18 protein-coding genes are annotated in these 20,188 nt (G+C 56.7%); 12 read left to right on the top strand and 6 right to left on the bottom strand.

The window, feature by feature from the left end; translation table 11 throughout:
- Positions 1-4: 4 nt before the first annotated feature.
- Positions 5-1,702 carry a hypothetical protein gene (locus tag D7M11_RS21230; RefSeq protein WP_120749264.1) on the top strand — a complete coding sequence of 566 codons (1,698 nt, stop codon included), beginning with the start codon at positions 5-7 and terminating at the stop codon, positions 1,700-1,702.
- 93 nt (positions 1,703-1,795) lie between these two features.
- On the opposite strand, the gene D7M11_RS21225 is transcribed toward D7M11_RS21230, so the two are convergent.
- Entirely contained in the window at positions 1,796-3,778 is a 1,983-nt protein-coding gene (locus D7M11_RS21225) for an alpha-amylase family protein (protein ID WP_120749263.1), read from the bottom strand.
- A gap of 209 nt (positions 3,779-3,987) precedes the next feature.
- Between D7M11_RS21225 and D7M11_RS21220 the strand changes: the two genes are divergently transcribed.
- From D7M11_RS21220 to D7M11_RS21205, 3 genes are all read left to right on the top strand, one after another.
- Entirely contained in the window at positions 3,988-4,863 is an 876-nt protein-coding gene (locus D7M11_RS21220; RefSeq protein WP_120749262.1) for an AraC family transcriptional regulator, read from the top strand.
- A 90-nt stretch (positions 4,864-4,953) separates the two neighbouring features.
- Positions 4,954-5,817: an SDR family oxidoreductase gene (locus D7M11_RS21215; RefSeq protein WP_120749261.1), complete on the top strand. Its 864-nt coding sequence runs from the start codon at positions 4,954-4,956 to the stop codon at positions 5,815-5,817.
- A 265-nt stretch (positions 5,818-6,082) separates the two neighbouring features.
- A complete protein-coding gene (locus D7M11_RS21205) occupies positions 6,083-7,918 on the top strand; it encodes an MHYT domain-containing protein (RefSeq protein ID WP_120749259.1) in 1,836 nt (611 codons plus the stop codon).
- A 66-nt stretch (positions 7,919-7,984) separates the two neighbouring features.
- On the opposite strand, the gene D7M11_RS21200 is transcribed toward D7M11_RS21205, so the two are convergent.
- The 4 genes from D7M11_RS21200 to D7M11_RS21185 all read right to left on the bottom strand — a co-directional run bounded on the left by D7M11_RS21200 (position 7,985) and on the right by D7M11_RS21185 (position 11,317).
- Positions 7,985-8,941, bottom strand: coding sequence for a hypothetical protein (locus D7M11_RS21200; RefSeq protein WP_120749258.1), 957 nt, complete (start codon positions 8,939-8,941; stop codon positions 7,985-7,987).
- An 88-nt stretch (positions 8,942-9,029) separates the two neighbouring features.
- Positions 9,030-9,602, bottom strand: a complete 573-nt coding sequence (locus D7M11_RS21195) for a WYL domain-containing protein (RefSeq protein WP_205127098.1) — start codon at positions 9,600-9,602, stop codon at positions 9,030-9,032.
- Between the two features lie 411 nt (positions 9,603-10,013).
- Positions 10,014-10,586 carry a peroxiredoxin family protein gene (locus D7M11_RS21190; protein WP_193556249.1) on the bottom strand — a complete coding sequence of 191 codons (573 nt, stop codon included), beginning with the start codon at positions 10,584-10,586 and terminating at the stop codon, positions 10,014-10,016.
- 29 nt (positions 10,587-10,615) lie between these two features.
- Positions 10,616-11,317, bottom strand: coding sequence for a Crp/Fnr family transcriptional regulator (locus tag D7M11_RS21185; RefSeq protein ID WP_158606764.1), 702 nt, complete (start codon positions 11,315-11,317; stop codon positions 10,616-10,618).
- 163 nt (positions 11,318-11,480) lie between these two features.
- Here D7M11_RS21185 and D7M11_RS21180 point away from each other — a divergent pair, with 163 nt between their 5' ends.
- Both D7M11_RS21180 and D7M11_RS21175 read left to right on the top strand, forming a co-directional pair.
- The gene (locus tag D7M11_RS21180; protein WP_120749254.1) at positions 11,481-12,734 is read left to right on the top strand and encodes an alpha-L-fucosidase; all 1,254 of its coding nucleotides are present in this window, start codon (positions 11,481-11,483) and stop codon (positions 12,732-12,734) included.
- A gap of 58 nt (positions 12,735-12,792) precedes the next feature.
- A complete protein-coding gene (locus D7M11_RS21175; RefSeq protein ID WP_120749253.1) occupies positions 12,793-13,179 on the top strand; it encodes a YkvA family protein in 387 nt (128 codons plus the stop codon).
- 168 nt (positions 13,180-13,347) lie between these two features.
- Here the strand turns inward: D7M11_RS21175 and D7M11_RS21170 are convergent, their stop codons facing one another.
- Complete coding sequence (locus D7M11_RS21170) at positions 13,348-14,469, bottom strand: Gfo/Idh/MocA family protein (protein ID WP_120749252.1); 1,122 nt, start codon at positions 14,467-14,469, stop codon at positions 13,348-13,350.
- Positions 14,470-14,689: 220 nt separating this feature from the next.
- Here D7M11_RS21170 and D7M11_RS21165 point away from each other — a divergent pair, with 220 nt between their 5' ends.
- From D7M11_RS21165 to D7M11_RS21140, 6 genes are read left to right on the top strand one after another with little or no spacing between them, the layout of a single operon-like run.
- Positions 14,690-15,655 carry an AraC family transcriptional regulator gene (locus tag D7M11_RS21165; protein ID WP_120749251.1) on the top strand — a complete coding sequence of 322 codons (966 nt, stop codon included), beginning with the start codon at positions 14,690-14,692 and terminating at the stop codon, positions 15,653-15,655.
- Between the two features lie 50 nt (positions 15,656-15,705).
- Positions 15,706-16,458, top strand: coding sequence for an SDR family NAD(P)-dependent oxidoreductase (locus D7M11_RS21160; protein ID WP_205127097.1), 753 nt, complete (start codon positions 15,706-15,708; stop codon positions 16,456-16,458).
- 33 nt (positions 16,459-16,491) lie between these two features.
- Positions 16,492-17,592: an alanine racemase gene (locus D7M11_RS21155; protein ID WP_120749249.1), complete on the top strand. Its 1,101-nt coding sequence runs from the start codon at positions 16,492-16,494 to the stop codon at positions 17,590-17,592.
- Between the two features lie 34 nt (positions 17,593-17,626).
- Entirely contained in the window at positions 17,627-19,222 is a 1,596-nt protein-coding gene (locus D7M11_RS21150; RefSeq protein ID WP_120749248.1) for an N-acyl-D-amino-acid deacylase family protein, read from the top strand.
- Positions 19,223-19,249: 27 nt separating this feature from the next.
- The gene (locus D7M11_RS21145; protein WP_120749247.1) at positions 19,250-19,720 is read left to right on the top strand and encodes a RidA family protein; all 471 of its coding nucleotides are present in this window, start codon (positions 19,250-19,252) and stop codon (positions 19,718-19,720) included.
- A complete protein-coding gene (locus D7M11_RS21140; RefSeq protein ID WP_120749246.1) occupies positions 19,717-19,989 on the top strand; it encodes a DUF1294 domain-containing protein in 273 nt (90 codons plus the stop codon). Before D7M11_RS21145 ends, D7M11_RS21140 begins: the two co-directional genes overlap by 4 nt.
- Positions 19,990-20,188 lie beyond the last annotated feature (199 nt).

Genomic DNA, 20,188 nt, shown 5'->3' with positions numbered 1-20,188 from the left:
CCGCATGAACGAAACCAGTCCGATCGACCATGAACGGCTGCTGGTGGAACGGGTGCGCGATTGGGAGCCGCAGTACAACCCGGAAACGAAGCTGCTGCGCGTACCTTTCAGCAGCCCGGGTTATCACACGACGCTGAAAGACGTCGATTACGTACACGGGACGTACATCAATCTGATTTACGCGCTGGCGCTGCTCGATACCGAGCTGCCGGAATACGAGCAGCGGGCGTTCGACATCATCGAGACCATTATTGCGCTTCAGGATACCGACCGGAGCCGTTCCACATTCGGCATATGGCCGTGGTTTTACGAGGAGCCGCTGGAGCAAATGTCCCCGCCGGATTGGAACTGGGCGGATTTTTGCGGCAAGCAGCTGCTGCTGGCGGAAGTGCGTCACGGCGCGCGTTTGGGCGAGCCGCTTCGCAGTAAAGTGAAGCTGGCGATAAGCTGCGCCTGCGATGCGATCATAAAGCGGGACGTAGGGCCGTCGTACACGAATATCGCCATTATGGGCGCATTCGTGACGCTCGTCGCCGGAGAGCATTACGGAATCGGCGCATACGCGGAATACGGGCTGAAGCGGCTTGCGAAATTTTACGATTTTACCCTCGAGCTGCAGGCGTTTCAAGAGTACAACAGTCCGACGTATGCCGTCGTCTCGATCGTGGAGCTGTCGCGCATTCGGGCGCTGGCGGCATCGGAGCGGGCGAAACGGATGAGCGACGAACTGCTCGATCTGGCTTGGGAAATGACGGCGGAGCATTTCCATCCGGTGACCGGGCAATGGGCCGGACCGCACAGCCGCGGCTATCGGACGCTGCTTGGCGGTGAAACGAAGTCGTTTCTGCATGTTGCGACAGGCGGCCGGATCGGACTGCCGCCGGCAGAGAAGCTGCACTATTCCGCCGAATGGTATCGCGGCGGCATCGCTTGCCCGCAGCGGTTCCTGGAACGGTTTACGGCGCGGCGGAAAGTATCGCTGCGGCGGCAGTACGTTCGCGATTCCGGGCGCGGCCTCGAGAAGTGGGCGACCACATATATGACGCCGCAGTATGCGATCGGCACGTTCCGCAAGGAAATCTTGTGGAACCAGTGCCGGGTACTGGTCGGCTATTTCGATAACAGTGGCAGTCCGACATACGTCCATCTGCGGTTTTTGCATGACGGCTACGATTTCAGCTCCGCCGTATTCGAAAGCGTTCAGGCAGGTCCGGACATTTTGTTCGGCATCCGGTTTATAACGGACGGCGGCGACACGCATCCGAGCTTGGACAAGACGAACGGCTCGATCCGGGCGTCCGATTTGCGGCTAAGGCTTGAGATCGGCGGCTGTCTCGATCGCGTGAGCGCTGCTTCGTCCGAATCTGGCGCAACGATAGCGATTGACGGCTTGCCCATCGAGCTGAGGACGTTGTTCGCCTCGCTACGCTGGGGCGGCGACGTCCGGCTGAAGCCAGCATGGCGCGTGCTGCGCGAAAGCGATACGCTGGGCGTCGACTATGTGCTGTACGAGGGCGAGAAGCAGACATTCGATTTGCGGGCGATCGAATCCGGAGCGCTGCTGTTTGCTTTGTCCGTCGGGAAGCCGGTCCCGGAATATAGCGTCGAGACTGATGAGGAACGGGGTTTTGCCGCCGCAGTGCGGAAGGAAGACGGTTCGCAGCATCTCGAAATGAAAACCAGGCCTACTGAAGTTTTGTAGCGCTCGTTTGAACATATGTAGTGCAGCTTGCCAAGCCATATTCAAAAACGAAGACGGAGCCCGCGATCCAGCGGACTCCGTCTTTGACTTATATCAGGCAAATTGCAGCACGACCATCTGATGGCACTCCAGCTTCGGCACCGTATACGTAACGGTTCCGTCCTTGGATTCGAACGGAAGCTCGGCCATCTGCGGCGCCAAATAAACGCGGCCGACCGGGCGATCCGCTTTGACCGACGCCTGTACGTCAAACAGCGGTACGATATCCTCGATAATTTCCGTCGACTGGCCGCGGCGCACCGGCGAAGCGTACAGCAGATGATGCACCCAGCGGTTCTCGTCCGGTTGAGCCTGGAGCGTCGTAACGCCTTGTGCAGGCAGCGTCGTCCGCAGCGTCCGCTGCTCCCCTAGCAGGCGGCCGAGCGCATAGGAGACCGTCTCGCGCAGAAACAGGCTGCCCTTGTCCGCATAATCCTCGAAGATGTCCCAGGCGATATAAATCCCGTCCGTCCCTTGTATCATCGCCGGTCCGCCGTTTTGTTTGGAGCTGGGGGTATGCCGGTGCGAGCAAAAGGTGAACGCGTCGCGGTTGAAATAAGGATGCTCGCGGTGACCGAGCACCTCGCCGCCGTCCGCCTCGATCGTTTGCCCTTCGGTGTAGACGACATAGGCGGTGCCGGGCGATAGCTCGGAGCCGGCGCCGGATTCGAGCTCCGGTACCCAGTAGGCGGGGCGGTACGCATTCGGCTCGATCCAGCGGGCGCCGAAGTCGGCGGCGAAGCCGGTGCCGTCCGTCCGCAGTCCGGAAACGCCGGTTGCGAGCAGCTTGCCGCCCTGCCGGACAAATGCCGCAAGCCGCTCTTCCATCGCCGGTTCGATGCGGATGCGATCCGGCAGCAGCAGCAGCTTGTACCGGCTCCAGTCCGACTCCATGTCGACGATATCGAACAGCCAGTTGCCCTCGAGCAGCATGCGCACGGCGCCCTGATCGGGCTTCGGACATCGGTGCTCGCCCTCCTTGATGAAGCCGGCCGCTTCGACGGTCAGTACCGCGATGTCGGCCACGTTTGCCGCATTCGTGCACCAGCCTTCCTTCGTCTCGACTTCGCGGTACGCCTCGCCGATCAGCCGGTACGTCGCCTCGTCCATCGCTCCCCGCGGATGGAGCTGATCGCCGATCGAGCAGCGGGCGCCGTTGGCGAGACTGAGGGAAGTTTCATAACGAAGCGCGTTCGGATGCTTGAAGCCGCCGAATTCGCCCCAGGACAGATGGAATTTACCGGTCATGCCGAGATACGTCATGCCGAGTCCCTGCACATAGCGGGCGGACAGCGGAAAGTGATCGTAACCCCAGCCGCCGGTAGGCAGCGACTCCAGCTCCAGATGCGAATTGCGTCTGGCGAGATCGCGTCTTCCCTGGGGAATGTGACCGCCGTTGTGAAACACGGGAACGTCCGGCTTGATGTTGTGAACGGCTTCGTTCGTCCGGTCCGTGTAACGGGCGTACGTTTCCTCCCAGATCGGCAGCATGTTTTCCTTCTGCCTCGGGTCGACGCCTCTCTCCAGCGCCGTTCGCAGACAGGACGTACAGTAGCATTCCTTCACTCCGACAATATCGAGGAAAATGCCGTCGACATCGTAGTTCGTCACAACTTCTTCGATCTGGCTGACGAGCACGTCCAAATACGGCGTATTCATGCAGAAGCCGTGGTAGCCCGCAGTCAAAAAGTCCGGCGACCAGCTCGTCTGCTCGTTGCGGCGGCGAAGCAGCCATTCGGGATGCTCCCAGGCAAACTTCTCGTCGAGCCCCGCCGACAAATAAACCGGCGTCTTGACGCCGATTTCGTGCGCCGCTTCGATCTGGGCGGCGAGCAGGTCAAACGTCAGATGCGGATGCATCCGGTTCGCCTTGGAAGGGTGGTAAGCCCAGCCGTGATGGCATTTGGAAAATATGGTAATGGAATCGACATGGCCGAGCTTCAGCATGTCCTGAAACTGCTGCTTGGAAAAGTCGGCGCCGATGCCGGGGATTGCTTCGGACGTATGAAAATCGAGATGCACTTGGCGAAATCTCATTTCGGGTTCCCTCCTGTAAGGGCCGGGTAGATACTGGCCGCGAATATATATATTCAGTGTAGGGTAGAGGGGGCTGCCTGCAACAGTGAGGGGAGCGACCGGAATTAGCACAATTCCGACTTTCGCTTTGCTCCATTATCGGCTACGATAAATGGGAGAGGTGTCAGCGGTCCTGCAAGGGGGTAATAGAAGGGAGGTATATCGCGAACATGTTATGTCTCGAATGGTTCGTTTCGCCGCTGCCCCAGCTAGTAACGGTCGGACATGCCGTCTGGAAGCCGGGCATGCAGCATTTTTCCCGCAGCTTCGGGCTGTACGATGTGCTCTTCGTCAAAACGGGCTGCATCTACATGGCCGAGGATAATCGGGAATACGAGGTGCGAGCCGGTCATATCCTTACGCTCGAGCCGGACAAGACACATGTCGGCTACCGGGCGACGGAAGAGGATACCGAGCTGTACTGGGTGCACATCAAGCACGATTTCGCAAAATCAAGCGTGGCCGCGGAGCAAATTCCTTGGTCGCTCGTGCTGAGGAAAGGGACGGATTCCGATCGGGAGCCGGTGAAGCGGCCGGTCTACATTCCCAAGTTCGGCAAGCTGGAGCTGGAGCAGGCATGGCCGCTGCTGGACGATATGGTGCGGCTGCACGACAGGCTTGCCGTCGAGTCGGTGCTGCGGCTGCAGCTGCGATTCACGGAACTGCTCGCCCATCTTCAAGAGCTTGTAAGCCTCACCAGGGCGGAGAGCCGTTCCGGCAAGCTTGCGGCAGCCGTGGCCTCCTACTTGCGCAAGCATGAACAGCTGCCTTTTGCGGCTGAGCAGCTGGAGAAACAATTTCACTACAATCTGGACTATATATCTCGCTGCTTGAAACGGCATACCGGCATGAGTCCGCTCGAATATTTGCGCCATGTGCGGATCGAGCGGGCGAGAAGGCTGCTCGAGCAGCCGGAGGAACTGACCGTGAGGCAGATCGCGGAGATGGTATGCATCCCGGACCCGAACTACTTCTCCCGGCTGTTTCGCAAGGAAACGGGGGTGTCTCCGGCGGTTTACCGCAAAAAAAGAATCGGTTACAGCTAACGCTATGCGGATCCGGCACAGGAATGGAGCGAAGCGTGGAGAATAGGAATAAGAAACGTCAAACTTTACAAAGGGGAGGGGAGGCATCGGATGGCACAACGGGAGCTGCAGGCTGCGGAGCGCGTTGCGCTCATTACCGGCACATCCAGCGGCTTCGGGCTGCTGACGGCCGTCAAGCTGGCCGGGATGGGTTACCGCGTCGTCGCCACGATGCGAAACGCAAGCGACAAGGCGGCTCTGCTCGAGAAGGCGGGGCAACGGGGGGCGGCTTCGTTGATCGAGGTGATGCAGCTTGACGTTACCCGGCACGAGCAGATCGAACGCGTCGTAGAGGAAGTCGCCGCCCGCTACGGAACGATTGACGTGCTGGTGAACAACGCCGGCTTTTCCGTCGGGGGGTTCGTCGAGGAAGTGCCGATGGATGCCTGGCGGCAGCAGATGGAGACCAACTTCTTCGGGCTTGTCGCCGTTACGAAAGCGGTGCTGCCGATTATGCGGGAGCGGCGCAGCGGCACGATCATTCAGATCGGCAGCGTCAGCGGCAAGATCGGCTTTCCCGGCTATGCGCCTTATGCAGCATCGAAATATGCGGTCGAAGGCTTCAGCGAAAGCCTGCGGCACGAGATGGCGCCGTTCGGCGTGAAGGTCGTCGTGGTGGAGCCGGGAGCATACCGGACTCCGATCTGGAAGAAAGGTCTGGCGGACATCCGCACCCGCCCGGATTCTCCGTACGCACCGATGCTGCAGGCGGTTCTCGCTTATTCGAGACGCGCGGGAGAGACGGCGCCGGACCCGCAGGAGGTGGCGGATCGGATCGGCAAGCTGGTGACGCTCCGGTCGCCTCGTCTGCGCTATGCGCTCGGCCAGGGCTCCCGGCTGACGCTGTGGGCGAAGGCGCTGCTACCATGGGCCTGGTTCGAGCGGGCGATCGGTTATGCGCTGGGCCGGAAGTGAAGGCTGCGAGCGCGGGGAATGGCGGTTATCTTACATCTATAGAATTTATAAACGCTTCGAAGCTTAGGCTCCACTTTGTGGGGGTTTCTGAGACATCCTTCCAATTTAACCGCGGCTTCCGGCATATTATAATGATCGTGAATTGCGGGACGGCAAGTGCGCAAGACATTGAAGGAGGAGATTGTTACATAACGGCCATGCAACCGAAGTGCGATTATTTCGTCTTCGCCGCTGCCTTGTAAAGCTATAGCACTGGAGGGATATAATGGAACATGCAGGTGGAAGCTATCATGTTTCACTTGTGATTTTATCCGTAGCGGTGGCTGTTATGGCGTCCTATACATCACTCGATATGACAAGCCGGGCGCGTCATCTGAACCGAGGCCTCCGGCGTCATCTTTGGATATCGTGCAGCGCCGTTTCGATGGGGCTCGGCATATGGTCGATGCATTTTATCGGAATTTTGGCGATGCGGCTGCCTTTTCCGGCAACCTACAACTTGATATGGACCTTGATCTCGCTGCTCATTGCCATCAGCACTTCCTATTCGGCTTTTTTTCTCGTATGCCGGAACTTCTTGAGCTCCAGCCGCTTCATTGCCGCCGGCGTCTGTATGGGCGGAGGCATATCCGTTATGCATTACGCGGGAATGGCCGCGATCCAGAGCGATTACGCCATCCGGTACCAGCTGTTCCCGTTCCTGCTCTCGATCGTGATCGCCGTCTTTGTTTCCTACCAAGCGCTTTATCTTACGTTCCGTATGCAAAAATCTTCCATGCTTGAGCGCGATCATACGGATAAATGGCCTGGCGCTCTCATGCTGGGTATCGCTGTATCGGGCATGCATTATGTCGGCATGGCGGCTGTTCGTTACGTGCCGGTTTCTTTGCAGGCGCCGCAAGTTGTACCGCGGCATAGCTGGAAATGGGCGGAGTGGACCGTGGAGCCGAATGCGTTGTCGTACGGCCTCGGAGCCGCCATGCTCCTGATGATCGGCTGTTTGCTGCTCGGAGCGTATATCGACCGCAAGCTGGCGATGGAATCGGCGAATTTGCGAAAGCTTCAGTTCGAAGCGTTATACAACGGCAACCCCGATCTTGTATGCACAATCGACCTGGAAGGATGGATTATTCAAGTCAACGACGCCGCCGAGCGGATTACAGGCTATTCGAAAGACGAGCTGCTGCACATGGGCGTCTACTCGCTGCTCCCGTATCAATACAGCGGAGAGTCGAAAGGATGGTTCGAACAGGTGAAACGGGGCGTTCCGCATTCGCTCGAGCTGCTGCTGGTTCATAAGCAAGGCCTTCCGATCCACGTAGGCGTTACCGCCATTCCAGTCATTCATGGCAAACGGGTGGCGGCAGCGATGGTGATCGCCAAAAATATGACCGAGCAGAAGCTGAACGAGCAGATGATCCGCTTATCGGACAAGCTTCATATGGCCGGACAGCTGGCCGCCGGCGTAGCGCACGAAATCCGCAATCCGCTTACGACGATCAAAGGTTTCATGCAGCTCGTGCGGCGAGGTCTCGGCCGGGACGATGTGTACGAGGTGATCGACGAGGAGATCGGGCAGATCGATACGATCATTACCGAGTTTTTACTTTTGGCGCAGCATCAGCCCGATAAGTACAAACGCGTTCGCTTGAAGGAATTGATCAGTCACGTCTTGACGCTGGTGCAGCCGCAAGCCAATATGAACAATATCGTTATGGAAACGAGCTTCGATCCGCTTATCGGAGAAATCGATTGCGACGAGAACCAGCTGAAGCAGGTGTTCGTCAACCTGCTGCAGAACGCGATCGCTTCGATGTCCGTCCCCGGAACGGTCCGGCTGGAGACGAGCCGAAAGGGGGATCGGGAGGTGCTGATCCGCATTGAGGACGAGGGGGCCGGCATATCCGAAGAGCTGATGGCGAAGCTCGGAGAGCCGTTTTACGATACGAGGGAAAAAGGGACCGGACTCGGTCTGATGGTAAGCTTCAAAATCATTTCCGAACACAAGGGCACGATCCGGTACAGCAAGGCGGAAGGGGCCGGCACGATCGTGGAGGTGACGTTGCCGCTTCAGCGGGAGGTGCAGTTCGCGAACGCTTGATGCGTGAAGCAATAACCTAGTAAGGAGACAGAGGCAGCTGTTCGTTTGAACGGCTGCCTTTGTTTCTTATATTGCTAATTGAAGGGCTCGTTCCTCCAGTATTTTCGCCTGAGAAAGTAAATTTTGTACAGCTTTTGCCTGAGTTTTAGAAACCGATTTATGCAAATGATTCCATCCATTAAAGTTTTGCTCAAGTATGTCGAAATGTATTTTTCTGAAGATTACTTGAATGTTATCCCAGATTTCAATAAAATCTGGACTAAGATACTTATTATGACCTTCGAAATATTGGTAAGTCAGTATCTTTCTTTCCGTATATACACCTGTAATATATCGTAGTCCGAACGGCTGAAAATCCGTATTCATCGCATGAATCCAATAGTCGTAAGCTGCTAAGCCCTGATCGAAGTCGCCGCGGATGTTTGATTCTCTCATATATCGAACATAGAACGTTAAGGAGTCCGCAAAAATATCATGTTCTTTGCGGGGTTCGTAGCTTATTGGATAGTGGCAATACATGATGGGGGCCGGTTGGAACGTTCTTCCTAAATTTGAGTATAGAATCGGGCTGCTTGTAACTCCATCACTCGATCCGATACCGGATACGTAAAAAATTTTTTCATCGTCATCATACCCGCTAACAATCCCAAATTCACCGGTATCAATGCCCCATAAAACAACGCCTCTGCCAGCATGTATGGAATCTTTGATTTCTTTTTCGGCAATTTTGCAAACGTTCTGATAGTCACTTTGACTGGGTACAGAAAAGCAAAAATCTGTTTTAACACCAATTCGCTTTAAAAAGGATGGATGATCGCTTTCCCAATCGTACGCCGTAACTGAACTGGACGCACATGCTTTATGCACTATGAATTGGAATGCTATTCCGGTCATTCCCATAAAATCAGCTAAACTTCGGTCAGAATCCCACATACCGCAGTTGTTCAAAATACTCATCATAGATCCTGCATAGGTGCTCCATGTTCCGGCAATTGTAATGTTCAGCGTTTCCTTCCTGTTCATCTTCTTATCCCCTTACTTGTTGGATCGGCTCCGGAACCGTGATTACAGTATAAAATATTTACTACGACATAGCGTGTCATAGTAAAAACTAAAATCGGTTGGAATGAATCACCTTTTCGGAAATTTGAACAACACGTTCTCGCAACCAAGCTGGCGACTCAACGCGAAACCCAGTACCGCATGACAATAGTAAGCCAATAAATAACTCACTATTGGTAAACTCAAAAATCTTTCGATTTTCAGAAAGTTCTTTTATACAAAACCTTTGAATCAATCTGAAGTTCGAACGTCCCTCCAGAAATTCAATGGTTGCAACAAAAGGCGCTACTGGCAAATGAATCACTTGCTCCGGCTTTATGGCTTCTTGACCGCTCAATCTTTTAAGGAGATCGGAGAAGCCTTCATAATGTTTGAGGCCCATTTCAAACAAACCTTCATAGTATTCGGATAGATCCTCCAATATGACTTGGTCGCTTTTATCGATGAAATAGGTAGGAAGAATAAACGATTCCTTATACCGGTAGCCTTTTTTCGCAAATAAATACTCGATAGGGGCACCAAGCGAATCTCTCATATATTCAAGATCTCGCTGAGCCTGTCTATGGGAGATTTCAAAGTGAACTGCCAGTTTCTTGGCATTGGGGAACTGATTGTTGAGCAACTGGAAGTGCAACCAATGAATCCTGACATACGCGCTTATAGCTACCACCTTTTTTCATTATGGATGACAAACATTTATATATAATTTCCGTAATCCTCTGCCGCCGCCTCCTAAGTGAACGGTCATTATTGTTGAACATTCTGCACCGGAGTGCAGGTCTCCTACTTGTGTAAGTAAATCAGTTCTGCTGCCGAATGATCCATTTGAGAAATGTAATTACAAACGGTTCGTATGCCGAACCCGGCTAAAAGCAAACCAATCTTTTTCATGCTGCTCTACCCATCCTCTCCGAATCCTGGCGCCAAAAACAAACTGACTCCTACCAGGGAATAATCATTCTCTGGCAGGAGTCATTAGCTTCTCAGCGGTTTAAGGGGACGTCACTTTTCTTCCGGCTTTTGCGGATGCTTGTCAGCGAGGCCGCTCCTCTGCGAAACGGTCGATCGCCGCGAGCTCCAAATGGTCGGTAACAAGCCGGCCGTAATGTACAACTTGCAAAATGCCGTTCTCGTCGATTAAAAATTCAGCCGGTATCCGGTGAAAATTGGAGCCTTCCTCCGGCGTCAGCTCGAAGCCGGCGGCGGCCGCTTCGGCGATCGCCGCTTTCGTACCGGCGTCCGCGAGTGTCGCTTTTACTTTTTCTTCGGAAGTTTCCGTTCCGTACAGTTCGTACAAGGAAGCCTTCGGATCGGCAATAAGCGGGAAGGGAGCGTTCTGAGCGCCTACATAACTCCTCATGTTCGCTAGGGGCGATTCGAACACGGCGATAATGTCAAGGCCTTGCTGCTGCCACTCGGGATAGCGGCCTATATAATGCCGAACACGCAAATTGCACAAGGCGCAAGCCGAGAAGCGGAAAAAGGAGAGCAGCACTTTCCGTCCCCGGTAGCTCTCGAGCGTTACCGGATGACCGTGGATGTCGGCCGCTGTAAATGCCGGGGCGGGTATGCCCGGCTGAAGATGAAGAACCATAGTTACCTCCACATGTTCGGATAATGGGTTGCAATCCCATTTTATCCGGAGGTATGGATCGCTTCTGTGACCTGGTCACCAAGCAGCGATTCCAGATCCTGACGCCGGACGATCCGGCACCAGCCGCGGCCCGTCTCGATCCATCCCTTCTGGCGGTAGCGAAGCAGCGCACGGCTGACGACTTCGCGGGAAGAGCCGATCTCGACGGCCAGCTCGTGATGGGTCGCTTCGAGCCGCGGCTTTTGCTTAGAGGTCGTTCGCAGCAGCGCCTCGGCGAGCCGTGCGTCCAGCGACGGCAGACGACGCCCGCCGGTCCGCTCGCTCAGGCGTAAAATGCCGTCCAGCAGCCCTCCGAACACCGCGCCTCGAATAGCCTCATGTGTTTGCAGCCAGCCGAGGAAGCTTGATTTGTCCACGAACAACGCCTCGACATCCGATTCGGCAGTAATCGTACCCGGGTAATCGCGGCCGCTGAGGCCGCTTAAAACGAGCAGGGCGCACACCTCGCCCGGGGAGATCGCGCTTATGAAGGCTTCGCTGCCATCCTCTGCGATGCGGTTGATGCGGGCGGTGCCGCTCAGCAGAAACATCCCGTACGCAGCAGCATCCTCCCGCTGAAAGATGCATGATTTTGCCGGAAACTTGCGGATTGCGGGATTGGCCTCGAGCCACTGCTTGGAAGTAACCGCGCGCAAGCAAGGAAAGGCATTCAATATTTGCGATCGCGGAAAAACGGTACTCATGCCGGCACCTCGCCTTCTTGGGCTTGTCGAAGCTGCTCGCTCACCGCGGGGCAGCTCTTGTTTTATTCCCATTTTAGCATTTGCGCGTTCGAAGCGCATTTCATATAGTAGAGTAGATACGATAGACAAGTTGTCCATATCCGATAGGAAGGAATGAGAGAGCATGGAACAAAACGTCCCTGTCCCGCAGCCCCGGATCGCCCGTTTCGAGCGTCTCGGCTTCGGCATGTTCATTCACTGGGGGCTGTATTCGCAGCTCGGGAAAGGAGAATGGATTCAGAAGATCGGCAGCATCCCCCAGGGCGAGTACACCCGATTGATGGATACGTTCACGGCCGAGCATTTCGACGCCCGCGAGATTGCCGGCATCGCCAAAAGGGCGGGCATGAACTACATCACGTTTACGACCCGTCACCATGACGGCTTCTCCCTCTACGATACGCGCGGGCTGAACCGCTATGACTCCATGCACAGTCCGGCGAAGCGCGACTTTGTAGCCGATCTGATTGCGGCGTGCCGGGAAGAGGGGCTGCTGCCGGTGCTGTATCATACGACACTGGATTGGTACGAGCCTTCCTTCGAGCGCGATTTCGACGCTTACCTGGACTATTTGTACCGCTCCGTGGAAATTTTGTGCACGCAGTACGGGCCTATCGGCGGACTCTGGTTCGACGGCAATTGGAGCCGGCCGGACGCGGACTGGAAGCTGAACGAGCTGTACGGCATGATCCGCAGGCATCAGCCGGAGGCGCTTATTATTAACAATACCGGACTGTCGCACCGGGGCGAGCTGGGTCACCCCGAGATCGATAGCGTCACCTTCGAGCAAGGGCGGCCGAAGCCGATGGACCGGAGCGGCATGAGCAAATACGTGGCGGCCGAAATGTGCGAAACGATAAACGATCACTGGGGGATCGGCGCAGGCGATTTCATGTACAAATCCGTTCCCCATCTGATCGAAAGCTTATGCGCGTGCAGAAAAGCGGGAGCGAACTACCTGCTCAATGTCGGCCCGACAGCCGAAGGCCGTATCCTAACGCTTCAGCAGGCGATGCTGGAGACGCTCGGACAATGGTTCGCCGTCAACGGGAAGCCGATCTATGAAGGCAAACCGGCCGAGGCGGAAGGGGAAGGCAGCAATTTTGCGCTGGAGACGACGGATGGGAAGCTGTACCTCTTCATCCATCATCTCAAAATAAGTGGACATGCCGCCGTCACGGTCGAAGGCGGCGGGCCGGGCGAGAAGACGTTTACCGGACTGCGGCGCGAGGTGGAATCCGTGCGCTGGCTGGATAACGGCGAGGAGCTGGAATTTACGCAGGAAACGGCAGCCGGGACGTTCCGCTTCAAGGCGACGGGTTTTCCCTACGGAGTGAACTACGTAGTCCGGGTAGCGGAAGTTACATTAAAGCCTTAACCCGTTCGGGACTTGTTTACTTGCAGGCCGGGGGAAGCATTCGTCAAGGGGGACGAGTATGCTGGAGAAGCTTAAGAAATGGGCCAAACAACTAAAAAAACAATTGTTTGTTCTTTATTTTGCGTATAAGGACAAGCGGACCCCATGGTACGCCAAGTGGTTTGCCGTTTGCGTTGTCGCATACGCTTTCAGCCCGATCGATTTAATACCGGACTTTATTCCCGTGCTTGGCTACTTGGACGATGTGATTCTGGTTCCTCTAGGTGTTGCGGCTGCTCTGAAGCTGCTTCCGGCCGCCGTAGTTCGGGACTGTGCGGAGCTGGCGGAGGAACGGGCGAAGCAGGGGAAACCGAAAAACTGGCTTGCTGCCAGCATGATTATAGCGATTTGGGGCGTGGCGCTTTTCGGGGTGTCTGTCGCTGTCTACCGTTATTGGATAAACTGAAGAGCTTCTGGATTGAAGCTGTTCGAAGGATTCGGGCTATATCCGACAAAAAAGGCACAGAAAATGCCTCCGGTCGCTCGTAAAGAGCGGTCCGGAGGCGTTTCATTTCTCGCCTGTTGCTGCGTTAAAAAGTCAGCTCCGTATGTCTGTTTCCCGGTTCAAGGCCGTTCAAATCCAAGCCCGCGAGTCCGGTACGTTCAGCCATTCGCCGCCGCGCTCGATCGACAGCTGGCTGATCAGCCCGGGAAGCGTCATGTCCAGCGCCTTGTGAATCGAGATCGGCGAAGGCTTGTTCTCGGTCAAGGCGTTCAGGAAGTCGGTCATCATCACGTAGTCGCTGCCGCCGTGGCCGCTTGAGCCAAGCATCGACTCCGGAAGACGGTGCCAAATATCCGGAATATATTCCTTGCCCGCAACGGACAAATCCGTCCATTCGTGCTTCTGCTCCCCTTCGCGCTTCAGATACACTTTGCCGCCGCCGAGCAGCTCGTAGCGGATGCTTTCGTAGCAGCCGCGCGTCCCCTGCAGTTCGTAGTTGAGCGCTCCCGGGCGTTCGGACAGCATGTCCAGCCGGATTTTGATCAAGCGACCCCGCTCCGTTTTGGCCGTCATGACGCAGGTGTCCTCGATGGCGTACGGCCGGTTCAAGCTGTCCGTGTAATGATGGCCGCTGCCGATACAGCTTACTTTCGCAATCCGGTCCCCGTCCATCCAGTCCAGAATCGGTCCGATGCTGTGCGTGCCGTATGTGATTCCGTTAATCCCGGTCTGCCACTGCCGGCGCCAGGGCGTCCTCTCGTTCAGCTCCTTGACCTCGTGCAAATATTCGCCTTCCGCGTAATACAGCTCGCCGAACAAGCCGCTTCGCGCCATATTCGCAATCATCATATGCGGTTTCATGTAGTTGCAGTTTTCCGCCATTATATATTGGCCTTTGGAGCGGGCTGCCGCAGCGGTTAGCTGACGGCATTCTTCCAGGGAAATGCCGGCGGGCACTTCGCTGATGACGTGCAGATCATGCTCCAGCGCAAGCAGCGACTGCTCCACGTGGAACTGCATCGGCGTACCGATGATAACCGCGTCCAGCTCCGTTTCCTCCAGCATCGATTCGAAGGAGAGGAAGGCCGGACATGATCCGAAGTAGGTGGCCGCCTGCTGCAGCCGTTCTTCCGTAACGTCGCATATGGCTGCGACGGCGGCGCGCGGATGATCCGCCAAAGCTTGCGCGAATATTCTCGGTCTGCCCGCCGCGCCGACGATGCCGACTTTTAAGCTTTCTTTCGGTCCCATACCGATTCCTCCCGGTCGCACGGTGTGAGGTGCGACAGATTAGATGTACTCTACATGCATTATAAAGGGAGGGGGATGCGATCTTCTTTATCCGAAATCGCACTTTTTTTGTTCTTTATCGCCAAAACCGCGACAACGGGGGGGAGGAGGCATGTATAATGGGGAAAAGACGGCCACGGGATGATGAAAACGATCCTGCGGTCCGGGAAGGAGGCGGGCGATGAGCTACGCGGGTATTCGGCTCCGCAATTATATTCATGTCGATTTGCTGCATGCGTTTCATTATTTCGAGTTTACGAAGGACTATGTGTTTCACGGCGAGAAGCACGATTTCTGGGAGCTGTTCTACGTGGACAAGGGCGAGGTGATCGTCCATGTGGAGGAAGTCCCGTACGAGCTGAAGCAAGGCGACGTCATGCTGTACAAGCCGAACGCTTACCATCGTCTGTCCGCGAACCGGGTATCCGCATCGAACTTGTTCGACATCGCCTTCGAATCGGATTCGCCCGTCCTGGACCATTTGGCGAACCGGCTGATCCGGCTGAACGAGAGCGAGCGCGGACTGCTGGCGCAAATCGTCAAGGAAGGCTTTCAGGCATTCGCGCCGCCTTACAATCAGCCGGATGTGCATACGATCGTGCGTCAGCCGGATGCGCCCGAGGGCAGCGAGCAGCTGCTGCAAAATTATTTGGAAATTTTACTCATCCGTTTGATCCGGCGGGCGCACGGCGGGCAGGAGCCGGGCGAGAAACTGCCTTTCGTGCCGAAGGAGAAGCGGGAGCGCGATCTCGTCCGCAGCGTGACGGCCTTTTTGCGCGATCGGCTAAACCAGGATTTGTCGCTGGACGCAGTATGTGAATCGTTCGGAGTCGGCAAGACGCATATAACCCGGCTCTTCAAGCGGCGAACCGGCTATCCGCTTATGGAATATTTCAAACGGCTGAAGGTCGAACAGGCGAAGCTGCTTGTGCGCGAGGAGCAGCATAATTTCACGGAAATTTCGCGTTTGCTCGGGTACAGCAGCATTCACCATTTTTCCAAGGCGTTCAAAAAGTATGCGGGGATGACGCCATCCGACTATGCCAAATCAATTCAGGCTCGGGCAGCCGACTCGCGCGGTGCGGGAGAAGCGGAGCGTGACGATTGGGCCGACCCGCTGACGTTCGGCCCCGTAAAGCGCGATTGAGACGTTAATCGCGGCAAAAAATTTACAACGAGGAAGCGGTGACGAAGGTAGTGGGGAACAGACTAGCGAATAAAATAAGTGTTGTGACCGGTGCGGGCTCGGGGATCGGGGCCGGCATCGCCAGGCGGTTTGCCGAAGAAGGCGCGTTCGTCGTGCTGGCCGACTTGAACGAGGAAGCGGCGCATGCGGTCGGACGGGATATTGCCGCAGCCGGAGGCTCCTGTGAAGCATACGGAACGGACGTATCCAGCGAAAGCGAGATTGCAGAGCTGTTCCGTCAGGTCGAGAAGCGGCATGGCCGCATGCACATCCTTAGCACGAATGCGTATTGGGCCGCCGCCAAAAACGCCGAGTTCACGACGCTTGAGGAATGGAACCGCTGTATGGCGGTTACGTTGACCGCTCCATTTCTGTGCTCGAAGCATGCCATCCCGCTTTTGCGCAAAGCGGGCGGCGGCTCGATCGTGCATACGTCTTCGGTCGGGGCGATCGTCGCCTTCCGCGACAATGCTTCCTATATGACGGCCAAAGCCGGCATCGTGCAGTTGTGCAAATCGATCGCCGTTGATTTTGCCGCAGACGGCATACGCTGCAACGCGATATGTCCGGGCATTATCGACACGCCCTCTACCCGCGCAGACGACACGGAGGAGCTGCGGCAGCTGCGCATGAGCAAGACGCTGGCCGGACGGTACGGCACGCCGGACGATATCGCCTCGGCGGCTGTTTTTCTGGCGGGCGACGAATCGGGATTTGTTACGGGAACGTCCATGCTCGTCGATTCGGGCTGGTCTATTATCTGACTGTGATGTTACTATGAAGGGAGCACTTGATTCATGACGATCAACCAAGATTTCGAGCTGCTGACGGATACCCCTTTTCTGGCCGTCGATCTGGATGTGCTGGAGCGCAACCTGAAGCGGATGGCCGATCTCGCGCGGCAGGCGGGCGTGAAGCTCCGTCCCCATACGAAAACGCACAAAAGCCCGTACATCGCCAAAAAACAGCTGGAATACGGCGCCACCGGCATTACGGTGGCCAAGCTGGGCGAAGCCGAGGTCATGGCCGATCACGGCATCGACGACATTCTGATCGCCTTCCCGATCGTAGGCCGTAACAAGCTGAAGCGGTTCAGCGACCTGCTCGGGCGCGCGAAGCTGACTGTCGGGCTGGACGACCCGATCGTCGCCAAAGGAATCAACGACGTCGGAGAAGCCCATAAACGTCGCATTCCGGTTTATGTCGATGTCGATACGGGACTGCACCGGATGGGCAGAGGCGTTCAGGAAAGCGTCGAACCGATTCTCGAAATCGCGAAGCTTCCGTATCTGGAGGTGCGCGGGCTGATGAGCCACACCGGACACGCCTATGCGAAGCCGACGGCGGAGGAAGTGAAGGCGATCGCGATCGAAGACGCGGAGTTGATGAACGAAACGCGGACGTATCTGGACAAGCGCGGCCTGCACGTGCCGGAGATCAGCGTCGGCGCGAGCGCGACGGCAAGGTTCATCTGCGACATTCCGCACGCGACCGAGATGCGTCCGGGCATGTACGCGTTTAATGACCGGTTCGTCATGGCGGCCGGAGGGGCCGAAGTGGAGGACTGCGCCGTTACCGTTTATGCGACGGTCGTCGCCCGCCCGACGCCGGAGCGGATCATTATCGACGCGGGCAGCAAAACGTTCGCGGCGGACGTATTCAAGCACGGCGGGCACGGGCATGTGATCGGCCATCCGAACCTTACGCTGCGCGCGCTGTCGGAGGAGCACGGGACGATCGACGTAACCGGTCATTCCGATCTTCGCGTAGGCGACGTGCTGCAGATTATTCCGAACCATATTTGTCCGTCGATCAACTTGGCGGACGAGCTGTTCGGATTCCGCGGCGGCGAGCTGGAAACGGTTATTCCGGTTCTGGGCCGGGGCAAAAACCGTTAATCGGGAGCATATAGGCTAAGGAGGCCTGGTCGATATGACATTTGACCGTCTGATCAAAAACGGCTGGATCGTCGACGGAACGGGAGCGGCGCGGTTCAAGGCGGATATCGGGATTACCGGCGACGAGATCGCCGCCATCGGCTCGCTTGAAGGGGCGGAGGCCGCTGAAATCGTCGATGCCGAAGGCTTGATCGTTTGTCCCGGCTTTATCGATGTGCACGTCCATTCGGAGCTTGCCCTGCTGGGCGGGCCGGATCAATACGCTCCGATCCGGATGGGAGTTACGACACAGCTTGCGTCGCCCGACGGCTTCTCGTGGGCGCCGCTTTCGGCCGAGCAGTTGACCGAAATGAAAGATTACTTGCGAACGTTTTACGAGGACGACTGCATCGATCCCTCGCGCCCCATGTCGGTGGACGATCTGCTCCGGCTGTTTACGGGCAGCATTCCGGCTAATATCGTGTTGCAAGTGCCGCACGGCTCGGTTCGCCAGGCAGTGCTGAATTGGGAGACGCGTACCGCCACCGACGACGAGATCGCAGAGATGGCGCGGCTGACGCGGGAGTGGATGGAGCGCGGGGCGAAGGCGTTTGCGACCGGACTTGAGTACGAGCCGATGCGCCGGGCCGATCTGCGCGAGCTTGTGGCGCTGTCCCGCGTAACGGCGGAATACGGCGGCATCTACGTCGCTCACCAGCGGGGCTACGGAGACAACATTCATATCGGTTGCAAAGAAACGTTCGCCATCGGCACCGGGGCCGGCATCCCGGTACATATCTCCCATCTGGCGATCGATCCGGCCGCGGCGGCGCAGCTCGAGAAGGGTGCAGCCGAGGGCGCCGATGTCACGTTCGACATGTATCCGTACCCGGCGGGCAGTACGCATTTGCTGCTCGGCTTGCCTCCGGAAGCCCAGGCGGGAACTCCGGTGCAGGTGCGCGAGCGGCTTGCCGGCGCCGGCTTCCGCAGGTCGATTGCCGCTCAGGTGGAGCTGGCGTTCCCACAGGACCGCGTCCGCTTCGCTTCGGTCGGCAAGCCCCGGCCGGAGGCCGAATACGCTGGCGGCACGCTGGGACCTGTGCCCGGTTGGATTCGCGATATCCGCGGCTGGGAAGGAAAGCTGATCGGCGAAGTGCGCGACGAGCTTGGCATCGATCTCACCGATCTCATCTGCGATCTGATCGTGCATACCGACTATCCGTCGCTTATGATTTTCCACTGGCCGCCAGAAAGACATCCGTATCTGGAGCCTACGTTCAAGCATCCGCTCCATATGGTCAGCACGGACGGCATCTATGCCGGGGTCAGCCCGCATCCGCGAGGCTTCGGCTCGTACCCGAAAATTTTCCGCGAAATCGTGCGCGAAAACGGCTGGCAAACGATCGAGCAGGCGGTCCGCAAAATGACGTCGTTCCCGGCCGAGCGTTTCTCGATCGCTCGACGCGGCAAGCTGGCGAAAGGCTATTATGCCGATATCGCAGTATTCGATCCGATCCGGATCAAGGACCGGGCGACCTTCGCCGAGCCGCGCCTGACGCCGGAGGGAGTCGAGCACGTGCTGGTGAACGGGCGCTTCGTCCTGAAGGATGGTCAGGTCGTGCCGGGCCATTACGGCCGCATTGTACAATAAACGTAAACCATAAGGAGGCAATTATCCATGTCTGTCAAAGAACGATTTGAGCAAGTGAAGCAAAGGCTGGGCTTCAAGGAGTCGCCGGCGGTAAAAGAGCCGAAGCTCGTACTGCCCGTCCGAGTGGACGGAGCTATCGTCTACGTATCCGGTAACGTGCCGTTTTCGGACGGCGAGCTGCTCTTCAAAGGGCGTATCGGCGCGAACGTATCGATTGCCGACGGCAAGCTTTCCGCGGCGTTTTCGGTGCTGAACTGCCTGACGGCGCTCGACCGCGCAGTCGGCCTGGAGAACGTGAAACAGGTGCTGAAGGTGACGGGTTACCTCAGCTGCACCGAGGAAGTGACCGAACATCCGGACATTATGAACGCGGCCAGCGAGGTGTTGGTGGAGGTGTTCGGCGACAGCGGCAAACATGCGCGCGCCGCGCTTGGCATCCATACGCTGCCGCTCGGCTCCTCGACCGAGGTGGAAATGGTCGTGGCGCTACAAGCATGAAGATCGCTATCGTTATTTATTTGATCGCGATTAATGCGGCCGGCTTTTTCACGTTCGGGTACGACAAGCTGATGGCGAAGAAGCGTGAGCGGCGCGTGCCGGAGAAGCGGCTGTTCGGGATTGCGGCGCTTGGCGGCGCCGCTGGCGCGTGGATCGGCATGAGAGCGTTCCGGCACAAGACGAAGCACGCTTCGTTTACGATCGGCATCCCGGCGCTGCTGGCGCTTAATGCCGTTTGCATCGGTTTGTTCATCAAGTGGTTCGTTTAGGAGCTTTAGAGTCTTTGCCCAAAGTAAAGGGCGAAGGCTCTTTTTTGCTTTCAGGCCAGTGGCTGAAAATTAGGCGTAAGTTCATGGGTATTTAGTCCTTCTCGTGTTTTAACAAGCGCTATTTAAATTTCGATAAAATAATCTACAAATCGACAAAATATGATATTATTTTTGTGGACTCTAACTTGGAAAACGGAGG

The organism is Paenibacillus ginsengarvi, from assembly GCF_003626695.1.
Classification (GTDB): Bacteria; Bacillota; Bacilli; order Paenibacillales; family NBRC-103111; genus Paenibacillus_AB; species Paenibacillus_AB ginsengarvi.
This window is presented reverse-complemented; position numbering and strand designations above follow the sequence as displayed.

Coding starts and splice junctions, on each gene's coding strand:
- D7M11_RS21145 (WP_120749247.1), top strand. CDS start 19,250: ATGTCTGTCAAAGAACGATTTGAGCAAGTGAAGCAAAGGCTGGGCTTC.
- D7M11_RS21150 (WP_120749248.1), top strand. CDS start 17,627: ATGACATTTGACCGTCTGATCAAAAACGGCTGGATCGTCGACGGAACG.
- D7M11_RS21165 (WP_120749251.1), top strand. CDS start 14,690: ATGAGCTACGCGGGTATTCGGCTCCGCAATTATATTCATGTCGATTTG.
- D7M11_RS21140 (WP_120749246.1), top strand. CDS start 19,717: ATGAAGATCGCTATCGTTATTTATTTGATCGCGATTAATGCGGCCGGC.
- D7M11_RS21205 (WP_120749259.1), top strand. CDS start 6,083: ATGGAACATGCAGGTGGAAGCTATCATGTTTCACTTGTGATTTTATCC.
- D7M11_RS21225 (WP_120749263.1), bottom strand. CDS start 3,778: ATGAGATTTCGCCAAGTGCATCTCGATTTTCATACGTCCGAAGCAATC.
- D7M11_RS21180 (WP_120749254.1), top strand. CDS start 11,481: ATGGAACAAAACGTCCCTGTCCCGCAGCCCCGGATCGCCCGTTTCGAG.
- D7M11_RS21155 (WP_120749249.1), top strand. CDS start 16,492: ATGACGATCAACCAAGATTTCGAGCTGCTGACGGATACCCCTTTTCTG.
- D7M11_RS21175 (WP_120749253.1), top strand. CDS start 12,793: ATGCTGGAGAAGCTTAAGAAATGGGCCAAACAACTAAAAAAACAATTG.
- D7M11_RS21230 (WP_120749264.1), top strand. CDS start 5: ATGAACGAAACCAGTCCGATCGACCATGAACGGCTGCTGGTGGAACGG.
- D7M11_RS21170 (WP_120749252.1), bottom strand. CDS start 14,469: ATGGGACCGAAAGAAAGCTTAAAAGTCGGCATCGTCGGCGCGGCGGGC.
- D7M11_RS21200 (WP_120749258.1), bottom strand. CDS start 8,941: ATGAACAGGAAGGAAACGCTGAACATTACAATTGCCGGAACATGGAGC.
- D7M11_RS21185 (WP_158606764.1), bottom strand. CDS start 11,317: ATGAGTACCGTTTTTCCGCGATCGCAAATATTGAATGCCTTTCCTTGC.
- D7M11_RS21215 (WP_120749261.1), top strand. CDS start 4,954: ATGGCACAACGGGAGCTGCAGGCTGCGGAGCGCGTTGCGCTCATTACC.
- D7M11_RS21220 (WP_120749262.1), top strand. CDS start 3,988: ATGTTATGTCTCGAATGGTTCGTTTCGCCGCTGCCCCAGCTAGTAACG.